17 protein-coding genes and 2 tRNA genes are annotated in these 14455 nt (G+C 68.4%); 13 read left to right on the top strand and 6 right to left on the bottom strand.

Annotated elements, in window-relative coordinates:
* Positions 1-210 precede the first annotated feature (210 nt).
* The 3 genes from AAEX60_RS04155 to AAEX60_RS04145 form a co-directional block, all read right to left on the bottom strand.
* Positions 211-286, bottom strand: a tRNA-His gene (locus AAEX60_RS04155).
* Positions 287-370: 84 nt separating this feature from the next.
* Positions 371-1012, bottom strand: coding sequence for an oligoribonuclease (orn, locus tag AAEX60_RS04150; RefSeq protein WP_342101419.1), 642 nt, complete (start codon positions 1010-1012; stop codon positions 371-373).
* Between the two features lie 174 nt (positions 1013-1186).
* Complete coding sequence (locus AAEX60_RS04145; RefSeq protein WP_342101415.1) at positions 1187-2707, bottom strand: hypothetical protein; 1521 nt, start codon at positions 2705-2707, stop codon at positions 1187-1189.
* A 258-nt stretch (positions 2708-2965) separates the two neighbouring features.
* On the opposite strand from AAEX60_RS04145, the gene AAEX60_RS04140 reads away from it, so the two are divergent.
* The 6 genes from AAEX60_RS04140 to AAEX60_RS04115 all read left to right on the top strand — a co-directional run bounded on the left by AAEX60_RS04140 (position 2966) and on the right by AAEX60_RS04115 (position 9641).
* Entirely contained in the window at positions 2966-3904 is a 939-nt protein-coding gene (locus AAEX60_RS04140) for a phosphate/phosphite/phosphonate ABC transporter substrate-binding protein (RefSeq protein WP_342101414.1), read from the top strand.
* The gene (gene phnC, locus AAEX60_RS04135; RefSeq protein ID WP_342101413.1) at positions 3897-4709 is read left to right on the top strand and encodes a phosphonate ABC transporter ATP-binding protein; all 813 of its coding nucleotides are present in this window, start codon (positions 3897-3899) and stop codon (positions 4707-4709) included. Before AAEX60_RS04140 ends, phnC begins: the two co-directional genes overlap by 8 nt.
* Positions 4706-6430 (top strand): phosphonate ABC transporter, permease protein PhnE, encoded by a 1725-nt coding sequence (phnE, locus tag AAEX60_RS04130; RefSeq protein ID WP_342101412.1) that lies wholly within the window; start codon positions 4706-4708, stop codon positions 6428-6430. The genes phnC and phnE overlap by 4 nt, the downstream gene beginning before the upstream one ends.
* A 73-nt stretch (positions 6431-6503) precedes the next feature.
* On the top strand, positions 6504-7553 hold the full coding sequence (locus AAEX60_RS04125; RefSeq protein ID WP_342101410.1) for a zinc-binding dehydrogenase: 1050 nt from the start codon (positions 6504-6506) through the stop codon (positions 7551-7553).
* Positions 7554-7622: 69 nt separating this feature from the next.
* Positions 7623-8357, top strand: a complete 735-nt coding sequence (locus AAEX60_RS04120) for a GntR family transcriptional regulator (RefSeq protein WP_342101408.1) — start codon at positions 7623-7625, stop codon at positions 8355-8357.
* A 1211-nt stretch (positions 8358-9568) separates the two neighbouring features.
* Positions 9569-9641 (top strand) — tRNA-Arg (locus AAEX60_RS04115).
* A gap of 264 nt (positions 9642-9905) precedes the next feature.
* Here AAEX60_RS04115 and AAEX60_RS04110 read toward each other — a convergent pair.
* The 3 genes from AAEX60_RS04110 to AAEX60_RS04100 all read right to left on the bottom strand — a co-directional run bounded on the left by AAEX60_RS04110 (position 9906) and on the right by AAEX60_RS04100 (position 11111).
* Positions 9906-10379: a hypothetical protein gene (locus tag AAEX60_RS04110; RefSeq protein WP_342101406.1), complete on the bottom strand. Its 474-nt coding sequence runs from the start codon at positions 10377-10379 to the stop codon at positions 9906-9908.
* A 129-nt stretch (positions 10380-10508) separates the two neighbouring features.
* Positions 10509-10775, bottom strand: a complete 267-nt coding sequence (locus AAEX60_RS04105; protein ID WP_342101404.1) for a hypothetical protein — start codon at positions 10773-10775, stop codon at positions 10509-10511.
* 33 nt (positions 10776-10808) lie between these two features.
* Entirely contained in the window at positions 10809-11111 is a 303-nt protein-coding gene (locus AAEX60_RS04100) for a helix-turn-helix domain-containing protein (protein ID WP_342101403.1), read from the bottom strand.
* 501 nt (positions 11112-11612) lie between these two features.
* On the opposite strand from AAEX60_RS04100, the gene AAEX60_RS04095 reads away from it, so the two are divergent.
* The 7 genes from AAEX60_RS04095 to AAEX60_RS04065 all read left to right on the top strand — a co-directional run bounded on the left by AAEX60_RS04095 (position 11613) and on the right by AAEX60_RS04065 (position 14453).
* Entirely contained in the window at positions 11613-11858 is a 246-nt protein-coding gene (locus AAEX60_RS04095; protein WP_342101402.1) for a hypothetical protein, read from the top strand.
* 234 nt (positions 11859-12092) lie between these two features.
* On the top strand, positions 12093-12953 hold the full coding sequence (locus AAEX60_RS04090) for a phage antirepressor KilAC domain-containing protein (protein WP_342101401.1): 861 nt from the start codon (positions 12093-12095) through the stop codon (positions 12951-12953).
* Positions 12950-13219, top strand: coding sequence for a hypothetical protein (locus tag AAEX60_RS04085; protein WP_342101400.1), 270 nt, complete (start codon positions 12950-12952; stop codon positions 13217-13219). Before AAEX60_RS04090 ends, AAEX60_RS04085 begins: the two co-directional genes overlap by 4 nt.
* Positions 13213-13413 (top strand): hypothetical protein, encoded by a 201-nt coding sequence (locus AAEX60_RS04080; RefSeq protein WP_342101399.1) that lies wholly within the window; start codon positions 13213-13215, stop codon positions 13411-13413. Before AAEX60_RS04085 ends, AAEX60_RS04080 begins: the two co-directional genes overlap by 7 nt.
* Positions 13410-13583 carry a hypothetical protein gene (locus AAEX60_RS04075; RefSeq protein WP_342101398.1) on the top strand — a complete coding sequence of 58 codons (174 nt, stop codon included), beginning with the start codon at positions 13410-13412 and terminating at the stop codon, positions 13581-13583. Before AAEX60_RS04080 ends, AAEX60_RS04075 begins: the two co-directional genes overlap by 4 nt.
* A 1-nt stretch (position 13584) precedes the next feature.
* Complete coding sequence (locus AAEX60_RS04070) at positions 13585-13764, top strand: hypothetical protein (RefSeq protein ID WP_342101397.1); 180 nt, start codon at positions 13585-13587, stop codon at positions 13762-13764.
* A gap of 422 nt (positions 13765-14186) precedes the next feature.
* On the top strand, positions 14187-14453 hold the full coding sequence (locus AAEX60_RS04065; RefSeq protein ID WP_342101395.1) for a hypothetical protein: 267 nt from the start codon (positions 14187-14189) through the stop codon (positions 14451-14453).
* Positions 14454-14455: the final 2 nt, after the last annotated feature.

Genomic DNA, 14455 nt, shown 5'->3' with positions numbered 1-14455 from the left:
AACCCCTCGGCCCACAACCCGGCACCAACTTCAGCTGGGAAGACGGCAACGGCATCCAGAAAGGCTGGGCCGGCCGCTGGCGACCATGACACGCCCGAAGCCATACACACATTTCTGCCGCTAACCCTCATTGGACCATGCTGCCGGCGCGGGTGGGAGACCGGTGGGAACGATGAAGGCCCCGGTCTGTTGACCGGGGCCTTCATCATGTGGGGTGAGTAACGGGACTTGAACCCGCGACCACCTGGACCACAACCAGGTGCTCTACCAACTGAGCTATACCCACCATGTCTCCGGGAGAACTCCCTGAGCGCTGGATCAGCTTAGCGGGGAATCGCCGCCAAGTGAAATCGAGCCGAACTCTGCGGGATCAGGCGGTCGGCTGCTCCGGCTTTGGGGTCAGGTCCGCCGGGCGAGCACCGGTCAGAGCCCCCTGGTGCCGGTGTGCGATCAGCTTGGCCTCGCCGGTGCTGGGGCCGGGCTGCGGCACGAAGACCGCCTCCCGGTAGTAGCGCAGCTCCTCGATGGATTCCTGGATGTCGGCCAGGGCGCGGTGGTTCCCGCACTTGGCGGGGGACTGGTAATAGGCGCGGGGGAACCAGCGTCGGGCCAGTTCCTTGATGCTGGAGACGTCCACATTGCGGTAGTGCACCCAGCCCTCCAGCTCGGGCATGTCGCGGGCCAGGAACATCCGGTCGGTGCCGATGGTGTTGCCGGCCAGCGGGGCCTTGCGGGCGGTGGGGACGAAGGTCCGGACGTAGTCGAGGACCATCTTCTGGGCCTCTTCCATGGTGGTGCCGCCGGCCAGCTCGTCGAGCAACCCGGACTTGGTGTGCATCTCGCGGACGAAGTCGCCCATCTGGGCCAGCGCCTCGTCGGACGGCTTGATCAGCACGTCGACGCCTTCCCCCAGCACGTTCAGGTCGCCGTCGGTGACCAGCGCCGCCACCTCAACCAAGGCGTCATTGGCCAGGTCCAGCCCGGTCATCTCACAGTCGATCCACACCAGCATGTCATTCACCCGTCCACCTTACGTCCATCCGACGGATGGTCAGACAAGGCACATCTCCCAGTGGAGCAGGGGCACCTCCGAGGGTGGATGAACAATGAGGACGATCCGGCCCTTGGGGAGACCAGATCGTCCTCATTGTCGGATGTCGACGCCCGTGAGGTCAGAAGATCGGGATCAGTTGAAGGTGACCTTCATCGGCTTGGCAGAGGTGTCCACCGTGACCCGGTAGACGCTCTGGTTGGTGTAGTAGCTGTTGCCCTGGGCGTCCTTGGCCGAGCACTTGAAGGTCATGCTGACATCGGCCCGGGCCTCGGTGAAGGTGCTGAGGCCGGGCGTGAACTTCGCCGCGTCCAGCGCATTGGCGCCCTTGGTGACCGTGCAGCTGATGGTCTTGGGATCCAAGGTCACCGAGCCGCCGCCCCGGGCATTGCCCTTGCCGCTGGTGGTGATGCCGCACTCCGGGTTGTCGAACTTCTTGGACGCCAGGCAGGTCTTCAGGTGGGCCTGAGCGGCGCTGCGGGCATTGGTCTGGGCCTTGTCGGACAGGGTGGGCTTCGCCTTGACGACGGGATGGGAGCTGAAACCGGGCACCTCCAGGGTCTTCTGGCTCACCCCGTAGTTCTCATTGCTGGTGGTCAGCTCGTAGCTGCCGGGCAGCAGGTAGGCCTGGTCCTCGGTGGCCTCGATGCCATTGATCTTCAGCCCGATGTCGCTGGGTTTGAGCGAGTACAGGCTCACCGACGGGATGGAGCTGCCCACCTTGTACTCGTCGCCAATCTTGTAGGTCCGGATGGTGTCGCTGCGCTTCTTGCCGTTGATCGAGTAGCTCAACCGGACGGTGTCGCCGGAGGAGCTGACGTCGATGTCGGTCATCGGGCTCTTGGCGTTGAGCTGCTTGAGCATCTCGTCGGTGAGGAAGGTGGTGTCCGACGGCTCGCTCATCATCGCATTCACCATGGCCGCCGAATCGCCCTTCTGGATGGCGCCGACGAAGTTCTTCACCGCGTCCTCGGCATTGTTCGCACTCTCGCCGGGATTGCCGACGGGCTCCTGGCCGGAACCCGAGGACTCCTCGGCGCCATCGGACTGCTGCCCGCCCGCGGACTCCTGCGTGCCACCGGATTCCTGCCCGCCCGCGGACTCCTCGCCGCCCGCGGTGGTCGGCGCGCTGCTGGCCGGCACCGCCACCTGCTCCTCGTCCTTGTCCCCGCCATTGAGGGCCATGAATCCGCCACCGGCCAGCAGCAAGCCGGCCAGCGCGCCCGCGCCGATGATCAACGGCTTCTTGTTGCCGCCCCCACTGCCGCCGGGAGCGGCCGTCGCGGTGCCATAGCCCGCGCCGTACCCGCCGGTGCCGTCGCTGGGGTAGCCCTGGCCCTGGGTGGGGTAGCCGGCCTGGTTCGGGTAGCCGCCCTGCGACGGGTATCCCTGCTGGCCCGGCCCCTGCGTCGGGTAACCCTGTCCCTGCGACGGGTAACCCCGTCCCTGCGATGGGTAACCCTGGGCACCCTGCCCCTGACTGCCCTGTCCCTGACTGCCCTGTCCCTGAGCACCCTGCCCAGCCTGGGCCTGACCGCCCTGACCCTGCGCCTCCCAGGTGGGGATCTGCTGGGTCGGCTCCGCCTGCTCGGGCTTGCCCCAGGGGTTGGTGGGGCCGTTTCCGGAGGCGGACGGATCGAAGCTGTCGTTGCTCATGCGGGTCCTCAATTCTTCACGCAGGGTGTGACGTTCTTCACGCGAACCCTAGAGCGTGCCGGGGCCAGCTGCGCAGCCGGGGGTCTTCCGGGCCAGTAATTCCTCAGTGATGGAGTGGTTGGCCCGCTGGGGCAAGAGTTGGCCTGCGGTTTGGCCGACGTTAACCCGTCGGTGTCTCGGCCGCGGTCCTCGGTGCCTAGAAAGGTCCGGGAGGTCGCACCCGCGGCACCCCAGGCCCACCCCCATGGAGGAAGTCCGATGCCCCACAACAACACCTCGCGAGCCCTGTTGGCAGTGATGGCGCTGCTGCTGCCGCTGTCCGCCTGCGGCCAGTCGGCCGCGGACAAGTCCTCCGATTCCGGCAAGGACACCCTGGTCTTCGCCGCGGTGCCGGCCGAGACCTCCACCTCCTTGAAGTCCACCTTCGAGCCGCTGGTCAAGCTGCTGGAGAAGGAGACCGGCAATAAGGTCGAGTTCCAGGACGCAACCGACTACGCCGCAGTGATCGAGGGCCAGCGGGCCGGCAAGATCGACATCGCCTCCTACGGCCCCTTCTCCTACAAGATCGCCAAGGACGGCGGGGTGCCGATCACCCCGGCCGTCGCTCCGGTCAACACCAAGGGGGACAAGCCCAACTACACCTCCTTGGCCTATGTGAAGAAGGGGTCGGCCATCAGGTCCCTGGACGACGTGCGGGGCAAGAAGGTCTGCTTCGTGGAGGCGGCCTCCACCTCCGGCTACCTGGTGCCACTGGAAGCCCTGCTCTCCAAGAAGATCGACCCCAAGACCGGGATCAAGCCCATCTACGCCGGCGCGCACGACGCGTCGCTGCTGAGCGTGAACTCCGGCCAGTGCGACGTGGGTTTCGCCCACGACGCCATGCTGACCACGCTCACCGGCAAGAAGCAGATTGCCGACGGGGCGCTGACCCCCATCTGGGAGTCCGAGCCCATCCCGGAGGACCCGATCGCGATCAACACCAAGACCGTCGACGCGGAGACCGTCACCAAGATCACCACCGCGCTGCAGACCAAGGCCAACAAGCCCGCGCTGGTGGAGGCCGGGATCTGCGCCTCGGAGAAGGAATGCGTCCTGCCCGAGGAGATCGGCTATGGCTACGTCGCGGTGACCGATGCGGACTACGACCCGATCCGCAAGATCTGCGAGGTCACCAAGGCGGAGGCGTGCAATGGCTGAGCAGGCCCCCAATGTGGTGCTGGAGCACGTCACGCGGCGCTTCAGCGAGACCGTGCTCGGTCTGGACGACGTCAGCCTGAGCTTCCAGCCGGGCGAGATCACGGTGCTGCTGGGGATGTCGGGGTCCGGAAAGTCCACCCTGCTGCGGCACATCAATGGGCTGCAGCAGCCCACCTCGGGCAGTGTCCAGGTGTTGGGGCGACGGATCGAGCGGGTGGGCCAGGCCGAGCTGCGTCGGCTGCGGCGCGAGGTGGGGTTCATCTTCCAGGACTTCCACCTGGTGGGCCCGCTGTCGGTGCTGGAGAATGTGTGCACCGGCCGGCTGGGCTTCCTGAGCGGCCCCCGGCTCACCCTGGCCAGCTATCCGCGACGGGTGAAGATGGACGCGATGGCCCAGCTGGAACGCGTCGGCCTGGCCGACCGTGCCCACCAGCGCGCCGACACCCTGTCCGGTGGCCAGCAGCAGCGGGTGGCGATCGCCCGGGCCCTGGTGCAGCAGCCCAAGATCCTGCTGGCCGACGAGCCGGTGGCCTCGCTGGACCCGGTCTCCGCCAGCCAGGTGATCGACCTGATCGCCCAGATCAGCCGCGACGACGACCTGACGGTGGTCTGCTCCCTGCACCAGGTGGAGCTGGCGATCACCCTCGGGGACCGGATCGTCGGGCTGCGCAAGGGACGCGTGGTGATGGACCGCCGCACCGAGGGCATCCGCCCGGAAGAGGTGATGGAGGTCTACGACCAGGTGGCCGTCGTGCCGCAGGAGGAACTGGCCGCGGACCAGGCCCTGGTGGGGGCCGGACGGTGAGCTCGCCCGCAGCCGTGCTGGACCGGCGACCGACCCCGGTCCAGATCCCACCGCGCCCGGCGCCCGCGGTGAACTCCATCGCCGTGGCCGGGGTGCTGCTGGGTCTGTTCGCCCTGTCGGTCTGGTCGGTGATCGACCTGCGGATCAACATCGCCTCGCTGGCCGACTCCGGCGCCAATGCCCGCAACTTCCTGGGCCGGATGCTGCCCCTGGACTTTCCACCGCTGGGGGAGCTGGCCGTGATGATCGGCCAGACCTTGGCGATCGTCGGGCTGGCAACCTTGTTCTCGGTGCTGCTCTCCCTGCCGCTGGCCCTGTTGGCCGCGCAGGGGACCACCACCGGCCCGGCCGCCCGGCAGGTCTCGCGGGGGCTGATCGTGCTGGCCCGCGCCATCCCGGACCTGGTGTTGGCCATCTTCTTCTTCCGGGTCTTCGGGTTGGGGGCGCTGCCCGGCATCTTCGCGATGGGCCTGCACTCCGTCGGCATGGTGGCCAAGCTCTATGCCGACGCGATCGAGGAGATCGACCCGGGCCCGCGGCTGGCGATCCGGGCGGCCGGGGGCAGCCGGCTGCAGCAGGTGGTCACCGGGGTGCTGCCGCAGCTCTTCCCGCAGATCATCGCCACGGCCCTGCACCGCTTCGACATCAACCTGCGCACCTCGGTGCTGCTGGGCTATGTGGGCGTGGGCGGCATCGGCCTGGCGATCGCCGACGCGCTGCGCTCCCTGAACTACCAGCGCGGCATGGCACTGGCGTTCACGGTGCTGGTGCTGTGCATCCTGGTGGAACTGGTCTCCGGCGCCATGCGGGCGGCGCTGCTGCGCCGGCCAACCGGAACCGCGCGGCAGCGTCCCACCCACGCGTCGCGTCCGGGGGTGGCGGTGGCCGCCCTGGCCACCAGGGTGCAGGACCGGCGGGCGCCTGACTCGCTGGACGAGCGGCTGCTCAGCCCGCCCTGGACCCCCGAGCGGGTCAGCCGGGTGGTCTGGACGGTGCTCTTCGCCGCAGCCGTGGCCGTCAGCCTGCTCAGCACCGAGATCTCCCCGCGGGTGCTGTGGCGCGGCTTGCTGAACCTGCCAGAGAACCTGGCGCTGTTCTTCCCGCCGGGCGGGACGGAGCTGTTGCCGGACCTGGTGGAGGCCCTGTGGGTGACCGTGGAGATCGCCCTGGCCGCAACCCTGCTGGGCTCGCTGCTGGCCATCCCGATCGGCATCCTCGCGGCCCGCAATGTGGTGCCGATCCCGGCCGTACACACCTGTTTCCGGGTGCTGATCGTGGTGATCCGCGGCATCCCCGAGCTGATCCTGGCCATCATCTTCGTCGTGGTCTCCGGGCTGGGTGCCGTGGCCGGAACCCTGGCCCTCTCGGTGGGCGCGGTTGGCCTGCTGTCCAAGCTGGTTGCCGACTCCCTGGAGGAGACCGACGTGGACGTGCAGACGGCCGTCGCCGCCAATGGCGCCAGCCGGGTGCAGGTCTTCTTCGCGGTCACGCTCCGCCAGGCCCTGCCGGCCTTCGTGGCGCACGTGCTGTACCTGTTGGACACCAACATCCGCTCGGCCACCCTGCTGGGCGTGGTGGGTGCCGGCGGAATCGGCTTCACCCTGCTGAATGCGGCTCGGGTGGTGCAGTTCGACGTCGTGACCACCGTCGTCGGGCTGATCCTGGCGGTGGTGCTGCTGGTGGAGGCCCTGGCCCTGTGGGTTCGGGCCACCGTCCGATGATCGAGCGTGCACGAACGGCCCACGTGGTACCGGCCGCAGGCCACGTCGTCGCATCCCAGGACAGGAGCACCGTATGACCCAGGACCCGACCGCCCGGGCCGCCGTGTGGACCGGGCAGGGCTTCGACCTGCGCACTCTCCCGCTGCCACACCCGGCGCCGGGGGAGGTGCTGGTGGAGGTAGGGCTGGCGGGGATCTGCGGGTCCGACCGGCACACCGTCGCCGGCCGCCGGCCGGCGCCCTGCCCATCCATCCTCGGTCACGAGTCGGTCGGCCGCATCCAGGCCCTCGGTGGCGTGGTGCACGACGTCTCCGGGCGACCCCTCCTGCCCGGGCAGCGTGTGGTCTGGGGCGTGGCCGTGGCCTGCGGTTCCTGTGACCGGTGCGCCGCCGGCCTGAGCGCCAAGTGCCGCACGGTGCGCAAGGTGGGCCATGAGCCGTTCGACGGGCAATGGCCCTTGTCCGGCGGTTATGCCAGCCACCTCCTGTTGCCCGCCGGCAGCGCCCTGGTGGCGGTGCCGGAGCCGATGGACAACCGGGCCGCCGCCCTGACCTCCTGCGCCGTGGCCACCGCGGTGACCTGCGTGGAGACGGCGGAGAACCTGCGGGGTCGGCCGCTGCAGGGCTCGCGGGCGCTGGTAGTGGGGGCCGGCGCACTGGGGGTCGCCGCCTGCGCGGCCCTGCACGAGCTGGGCAGCACGGTCTGGATCAGCGACCCGAACCCGGAACGCGCCGCCCAGGCGATGAGCTTCGGGGCCGACCAAGCGCTGGCGGAGGGCACCCGGGTTGATCTGGCGATCGACTTCTCCGGAGTCGCCGACGGGGTCCGGTTGGCCCTGGACAGGCTGGACCTGGCCGGGGTGGCGGTACTCGCGGGGACGGTGGCACCGGGGCATGAGGTCCAGCTTGATCCCGAGCGGGTGGTCCGCAACTACTGGCGGATCGCCGGGGTGCACAACTATGAACCCCGGCACCTGCTGGCGGCCGTGGGCCTGGTGGACCGCACCCGCGCTCTGGGCTGGGAGCGGCTCACGGCTCCGCCCGAGCCGTTGTCCGAGTTGGCACGTCTGGTGACCAGTTCACCGTCGGATCCTCGGGTCCTGCGCTCCAGCGTCGCCCCCTGATCGCTCGGCGGCCGCCGCACCACTCCCAGTGGTTGCCGCGGTGCGCCCGGCGGGTGCGAAGCTGGAGGCATGGGGATTGCGGGCAGCCGGGAGCAGATCGTCGAAGAGTTGGAGGCGGAGCTGGCCCGGTTGCCGCGTGGGCACCGATTGCCCAGTGAACAGCAACTGATGGCCCGCTTCGACGTGGGCCGCTCCACCATCCGCGGCGTGCTGGCCGAACTGGAGGCCCACCACCTGGTGCGTCGGGTGCCGGGGGTGGGCACCTTCGTACACCAACGGATCCGCTATCCGATCTCCCCCCGGCGAGCCCCCTCGTTCAGTGAGATGGTACGGGCCGCGGGGGCCGAGCCCCGCACCGTGGTCTTGGAGCACGCCACGGCGCCGGTGCCCGCCCGGCCGGCGGAGGCGCTGGGCCTGTCGCAGGGGGATCCGGCGCAACACCTGCAGCGCCTGGGACACATCGATTCGGAGCCGGCCTGCGTCTTCGACGAGTGGTTCGGCCCCCACGTGACGGTGGACCTCGGGCTGGCCCTGCGCAGCTTCGGGTCGGTGGGCCAGGTGCTGCAGTCGTCGGGCTTTCGGCCACGTCGCGCCGTCTCCCGCGGAACCATCCGCACCGCTCCGGAAGCGGTCTGCCGCTGGCTGGGTGTGCCGCCGCGGACCCAGACCTGGTTCGTGGTGAGCACCAGCGTCGACGCCGACTCCGAGGAGCGACTGATGCACAGCCAGGCCTGGACCCGCACCGACCTGGTCCGGATGGTCTTCGACGTGGTGCCGGCGCCGGACGGTGAGGACCAGCCGTGAGTGCCGCCTTTCCCCTGCACGGCGCCCGGTCCTGGGCCATCCAAGACGTCACCCTGGTGCTGGCCGGGCAGCTGCTTCCCGATGCGGCGCTGCTGGTGGCCGACGGCCGAATCCAGTGGTTCGGTGCGCGGGGTGGCCGCGGTGGGCCGCGCCCCAGCCGGGCGACGCCGGTGCTGGACGGTGCCGGGCTCTTCCTGGCCCCCGGGCTGGTGGACCTGCACGACGACGGGCTGGAGCGCGCGTTGCTGCCGCGTGCCGGTGCCGGCTTGCCGCCCGAGCAGGTGCTGCGCGGGCATGGTGCGGTCAGCCGGGCCCACGGCATCACCACCAGTTTCCACGCCATCGGCTTCCGGCGGCGTTCGGCCATCGGGAGCCCGCGGCCAGCCCACCTGACCCCGACGCTGACCGGGCTGCTGGCCCACCCCACGGACGGCCGGATCGACCACCGGGTGCTCTGCCGGCTGGACATCACCGACCCGCAGGGCTGGCCCCAGCTGCGTCAGGCGCTGCCGGGGCTGCCCGCGCCCCTGCTGGTCTCACTGGAGGACCACACTCCGGGGCAGGGGCAGTACCGCGACCTCGCAGCCTTGGCCAAGCGGCTGCAGCAGGACGAGGGGCTCAGCCCGCCGGCCGCCCAGCACAGGATCCGTCAGCTGCGCGAGCACGGGGCCCGGGCCGACGAGACCCGGCGGCTGGCCGAACGGGGGGTCGCCGACGCGCTGCGCTCCCGGCCGGGCCTGGTGGGGGTTTGCCATGACCCGGACGGCCCGGAACAGGTGGAACGGGCGGCCCGGCTGGGCGCCCGGATCGTGGAATTCCCCACCACGGTTGCTGCCGCCCGGCGCTCCCGGGAGCTGGGGCTGCGGATCGCCGTTGGTGCCCCCAACCTGGTGCGTGGCGGTTCCCACTGCGGCAATGTCTCGGCCGCCGAGCTGATGTCGGCCGGTCTGGCCGACATCCTGGTGGCCGACTATGCCCCCGCCACGCTGTGGCCCGCGGTCGGGGCCCTGGTGGCGCGGGGAATGGCCTGGCCCGAGGCGGTCCGGCTGGCCAGCGCGGAACCGGCCCGGGCGGCCGGCCTGGATGACCGGGGGGGAGATCCGCGTCGGTGCCCGGGCGGACCTGGTCCTGCTGGACCCGGCCGACTTGCCCTGGCTGCTGCCGGTGTGGACGGCCAGTGCCGCAGCCCCCGCTACCATGGACGACGACCAGCCCCAGTAGCTCAGCGGATAGAGCAGCAGCCTTCTAATCTGTCGGTCGCAGGTTCGATTCCTGCCTGGGGCGCACCTAGTCAGAGCCCCATTCGCCCTAGTCAAAGGCGGGTGGGGCTCTGATTCTTGGTTAGGAAATGTTCGGCTGGGTTGGGTTCATCTTGTGCCCACAGGGCACATTTGCACGTTCAAATTGGGGCTCTTGTGCCCACGATGTGCCCACGGCTAGACCCCCGAGAGCGGTCACAGCAAACCATCAGCAACACCACCGAGACCCGGCGGGCAGCGAACTCGGCCTCAACTCAGCGACCACCAACACGATAGACACGGTTGTCAGCTAGCTGAGCTTCCACGATGCGAAGTCGCCGCGTGTATTCCTGTAGACGATCTCCACCGGCTTGGCGCCCTTCTCGACGCCGTACACGAGCCACCCATCCGTGAAGGTGTTCGGGGGAACCTTCTCTGCGGCCGGGTAGCGAGGATCCGGCCCGCCTGGCTGGTCCCTGCGCCGAGGCTGCAGCGCATTGTCCTTGGCGTCGTACAGCGTCCAGTGGACCTCCGAAAGCGCCGCCTTGTGGCGCCAACGGTTGGTGAACTTTGCATGGACCGCGATCCATGGGCCATGCTCGTCCGTACCGGATTTGACCTCGGTCACGGCCAGCTTCATTTCTCCCAGATCTGCGGACTCGCCCACGGGTAGCAGCTCAGTCTTGGCCTGTGACGCAGCCGACGCCGCTGGCGAGGGCTTGTCCTTCTGGCACGCGGCCAGGGCGATGACTGGGTAGAGAGCAAGGATCGCGCGGCGCTTCACAGGGAGCTCCAATGACGGGGTAGGTGGCTCCCCCGAGCCGGTCTAGGATCCCGCACGAACAGCCAAGGGCGGGCCAGTGGAGTCCGATCTTCAGCTGCCGTTCAGGCGCTCGGGTCACTGCAAGAACAGCTAGGCAACTGCGAGTGGCGGCTCGTCGTCGCGGATCGTCCACGCGAGCATCCGCGCCCATTGCTCTTGATCGTCGGTGATCGGGCCGGATTGGAGATGGTGTCCCAGTTCGAGGTGCGCGCGGGCGTGGGCAACGGCCCATTGGGGGGTGATGGGGGCGCGCATGACGACGATCTGGACGCGGGGGAGGATCGCCTCGGCCGGGGTGGTGTCCTTGATGACGACAGCCCAGTCCGGCCAGTCTGGGCCTAGAGGGAGAATCTGCACCCCTTCATAGTGCCTCATCGGTTGAAATTTCACTCATTCGCGGTATCGGCCATCCTCGTCGTCCGCAACGAAGCGAGATCCCCGGTCGCGTTGGCGCTCGGCCATAGCGATCAGATTCGGGAGACTCATCCCGATCGCGGCCGCGGCCTTGCTCGTCTCGTCCAGGCTGGCGATTTTCTCGCCGCTGATGTAGCGACTCACTTGGCTGCGCTCGTTGTGCGCGCGTCTCGCTAGCTCGGCCTTGGTGTCGATTCCCTGCTGCTGGGCAAGTTCCCAGATGATCTGCCATGCATGGCTGTCGATGGAGTCGGTGTTGACCTTTGATGCACGTCCCATATGGGCGAGTCTGCCACGAGTCCGTGTCACTTGGCACGCAACCACCCCGGATATCTTCAGGTTTCCCACTTGACGGCGTGGTAAATACCACGCTATGTTTAGGTCTATCAGCCAGTGAACGACAGCAATGCAACTCACTCGGCCCCGAAACCTGAGAACTCCACAGAGTGACAGCAGACCCCAGCCAACCCGGCACACCAGCCACGACCCAATAGCACGGCGAGCGGTGGACAACGCGGAGGCGAGAACCCTCCCGCCCTGAGACACAGGGACGCGGCAAGGGCTGGACTGCACAACCACTAGATGCCGCGCCGAGCGGCGCCGACGCCCTGGACAGGTGCCGGCAACTCGGCCCGCTGCTAACGACGGCCACCGCGTGCGCGCCACCCGTGAGGGTCAGCGACCGATGCCACGACCGAGAGACGATCCCACGTCGCGCAGTACCGCCCGTGCGAGTCGGGCCAGCGGAACGACCCAAACCACCACCGAAAGGAGGGTCACATGAGCGAAACCGACGATCTGATCAACGCTCAGATCCGCGCCGACCTGGCGCGCAAGAAGGACATGAAGCGCACGGACCTCACCAGTGAGTCGATGCCGCTGCCGAAGCTCGAATCGCGCCTGTATGGGGTGACCCCGTGGAAGGCGCACGAATTGGAGGGGGTGTCGCACGCTCTGGGCTATGAGAGCGTGTCGGCCCTGCTGGCGGCCGCGGAGCGTTCCGCTGGCCTCATGCGTGCTAATTAGCACGCTGACCGGACGAAGAAAACCCCGGCGCGGACACGCCGGGGCTCACAACTCACGAAAGGACACCCAAGTGTCTCACGTATCACAGCCAGTGCTTATCTCCCTGGCCACCATCCTCGCCATCCTCGCTTTCCTCGGTATCGGGGCGGCGCTCAGCACAGCAAGCGACTACCCGGCCCAGCCCCCGCTGCTGGCAGCAGACGGCACTCCCGATCGCGGACGGGTGGACTGGCGATGACACAGGAAATCACCCGGGCGGGGCAGTCCCCGTTCGATGACGCACGCCGAACGGACGAGTTCGGCAACGAGTACTGGTCAGCCCGCGACCTGCAACATCTCATGGGCTACGCCCGCTGGGAGGACTTCAAGAAGGTCACCGAGCGAGCGATGGCCTCAGCCGCCAATAGCGGGCAGGCTGATGGTTTTTCGGCGATCACCGAAAAACTACCCGGCGGTGGGCGCCCACGCGAGGACTACCGGCTGACCCGCTTCTCGGCCTACCTCGTCGCCATGAACGGTGATCCCAACATGGCGCAGGTGGCCGCTGCTCAGGCGTACTTCGCTGTCCGCACCCGCGAAGCCGAGGTTGCCCCAGCGCAACCCCGCGAACTCACCGCCGACGAGATCGTTGCCCAGGCGCTGCAGATCACGGTCAAGCGAGTCGAGGCACTGACCGCCACCGTCGAGACACAGCGCGCCACGCTCGCCATTGTCGAGCCCAAGGCGCACGCCTTCGACCGCTGGCTGTCCAGTAACCCGGACTACAGCGTGGATGAGGTCGCCAAGGCCCTGCACGCGCTCGGCGTGGCCACGGGACGCAATCGCCTCCACGCCTACATGGCCAAGCCCAAGGACCAGGGCGGCATCGGCTGGACCTACCCCGTGGCGCGGGGTCACCGCCCCATGCAAGCCCAGGTCGAACTGGGGCGTCTGGCGGTCAAGCTCGGGCGCTTCGAGAACAGCAAGACCGGCGAGATGGAGTCCACCTCGACCGTCCGCATCACCGCCAAGGGCGCCGCGTGGCTGGCTGCCCACTTCGGCGTCCTCCCTGAGAGCGTCGCCGCCGAACTCAACCACGAGGAGCGCGCAGCATGAAGCCCCTGACAGCCAAGGAGCTGGCCGAGTTCCAGCCCATCCCGAACCACCCGAACTACCTGATCCACCCCGATGGCCGCGTCGCCACCCTCATGAGCCGCCCGCCGCACATCCTGAGTGAACAGAAGGGCTCCATTCCCGCCTTCCGTCGGGTGCGCTTCGGTGGCCGTGACTGGCGCGTCACGGACCTGGTGGCACTGCTGGGTGACCTCACGGCACTGGCTGAGCGCATCGAGCACGAGTACTACGAGGACATTCCGTGGTGACAGGCGAGACGATCAGCCCCAGGGAAGCCGCCACGCGCTACGGCATCGCGTACTGGACCTGCCTGAACCTGCTCCACGCGGGAAAGTTCGGCCCTCGCGGGAAGGGCTGGCGCATCGTCAACCCGGACGCGAAACGCCCCCAGTACCGAATCACTCCCGCTGGGCTGGCGCACTACGAGCGGATCACTGGATGACCGACCAGCCGATTGACCTTGACGCGCTGGTCGCGGAAACCCTCGACGTGGAAATCCCCACCATCGAGCCCCGGCAACAGCCCGTCGCCAGCAAGACAGAAACCCAAGCCGCTCTCAAGCAGTGGCTGCACGAGCGCGAGATGCGCCGACTCATGAGACCAGGAGACTGAAATGACGGAAGCAGAGCAGGGGCTTGTGACGGCCCAGATTGATCATGTGGTGGCGTGCGCGAAGTACGTCGCGATGTGCAAGGTCTCCAAGGCCAGCACAGAGGAACGCGAGGCCGCGGACACCGAGCTGTTCGGGGCGATTGACCGGCTGCGGGAAACGATTGAGCGGGTGGCGAAGTGACTACCTGCGTCCTGCTGATCGCCGTCCTCATGGTCGAGGTGGCGCTGTTCCTCCACTGCGAGGTGTCCTGATGGCTGTGCTCGCCCTGGCAGCTATCGCCCTGTGGTGTCTCGGCTGGGCTGGCGTCTTTGCCGCCGCCCGGATGGTGCCCGACCGTAGCACCCCGCCCAATGTGGTCCAGCTTGACGCCTACCGCCGAGCCGCCCGGAGGGCGGCATGACGAGCCGGCTGGATCCCCAGTCGCTCGCCTACAGCAAGCGGACCGCCAGCGCAGAAGCCTGTTGGCGCTGTGACGGTGACGGTCTGGTCCCGCAATGGCCCCACCATCTGCTCACCCCATCCGAGATTGAGGCCGGTTACGGCTCGTGGACGGATCCGTGTCCCGTATGTGGTGGCACCGGCCGCGACTACCGGGACGAGTGATGGACCCGGACGATCCGGTGCAGGAATGCACCGTCACCCATGGCCTGTCGCTTGGGATTGCGGACCAGTTTCCGCATCGTCACGACGGATCACCGGGCCTGTTCGCCCGCTGCACGGGCGCGAATTGCTACGTCACCGACCATGACCATCCAGCCCCGTTTGTGGGCTATGGCCCGAACAATCCCCGCCCTCGTCGCCGCCGGCATTGGCGCAACAACGGCACTCCGCCCGCGATCGACCCCGATACCGGCGAGCCTACCTATTGAGG

The organism is Luteococcus sp. H101 (genome assembly GCF_038433155.1).
GTDB lineage: Bacteria > Actinomycetota > Actinomycetes > Propionibacteriales > Propionibacteriaceae > Luteococcus.
The sequence above is the reverse complement of the archived record's forward strand: the minus strand, read 5'-3'. Positions and strand labels throughout refer to the sequence as shown.

What these genes read in the sequence shown, in the direction of transcription:
- AAEX60_RS04120 (WP_342101408.1), top strand. Translation starts at nt 7,623, where the DNA reads ATGGGGATTGCGGGCAGCCGGGAGCAGATCGTCGAAGAGTTGGAGGCG.
- AAEX60_RS04065 (WP_342101395.1), top strand. Translation starts at nt 14,187, where the DNA reads ATGGACCCGGACGATCCGGTGCAGGAATGCACCGTCACCCATGGCCTG.
- AAEX60_RS04095 (WP_342101402.1), top strand. Translation starts at nt 11,613, where the DNA reads ATGAGCGAAACCGACGATCTGATCAACGCTCAGATCCGCGCCGACCTG.
- AAEX60_RS04140 (WP_342101414.1), top strand. Translation starts at nt 2,966, where the DNA reads ATGCCCCACAACAACACCTCGCGAGCCCTGTTGGCAGTGATGGCGCTG.
- orn (WP_342101419.1), bottom strand. Translation starts at nt 1,012, where the DNA reads ATGCTGGTGTGGATCGACTGTGAGATGACCGGGCTGGACCTGGCCAAT.
- AAEX60_RS04085 (WP_342101400.1), top strand. Translation starts at nt 12,950, where the DNA reads ATGAAGCCCCTGACAGCCAAGGAGCTGGCCGAGTTCCAGCCCATCCCG.
- phnC (WP_342101413.1), top strand. Translation starts at nt 3,897, where the DNA reads ATGGCTGAGCAGGCCCCCAATGTGGTGCTGGAGCACGTCACGCGGCGC.
- AAEX60_RS04145 (WP_342101415.1), bottom strand. Translation starts at nt 2,707, where the DNA reads ATGAGCAACGACAGCTTCGATCCGTCCGCCTCCGGAAACGGCCCCACC.
- AAEX60_RS04125 (WP_342101410.1), top strand. Translation starts at nt 6,504, where the DNA reads ATGACCCAGGACCCGACCGCCCGGGCCGCCGTGTGGACCGGGCAGGGC.
- AAEX60_RS04075 (WP_342101398.1), top strand. Translation starts at nt 13,410, where the DNA reads ATGACCGACCAGCCGATTGACCTTGACGCGCTGGTCGCGGAAACCCTC.
- AAEX60_RS04090 (WP_342101401.1), top strand. Translation starts at nt 12,093, where the DNA reads ATGACACAGGAAATCACCCGGGCGGGGCAGTCCCCGTTCGATGACGCA.
- AAEX60_RS04100 (WP_342101403.1), bottom strand. Translation starts at nt 11,111, where the DNA reads ATGGGACGTGCATCAAAGGTCAACACCGACTCCATCGACAGCCATGCA.
- AAEX60_RS04070 (WP_342101397.1), top strand. Translation starts at nt 13,585, where the DNA reads ATGACGGAAGCAGAGCAGGGGCTTGTGACGGCCCAGATTGATCATGTG.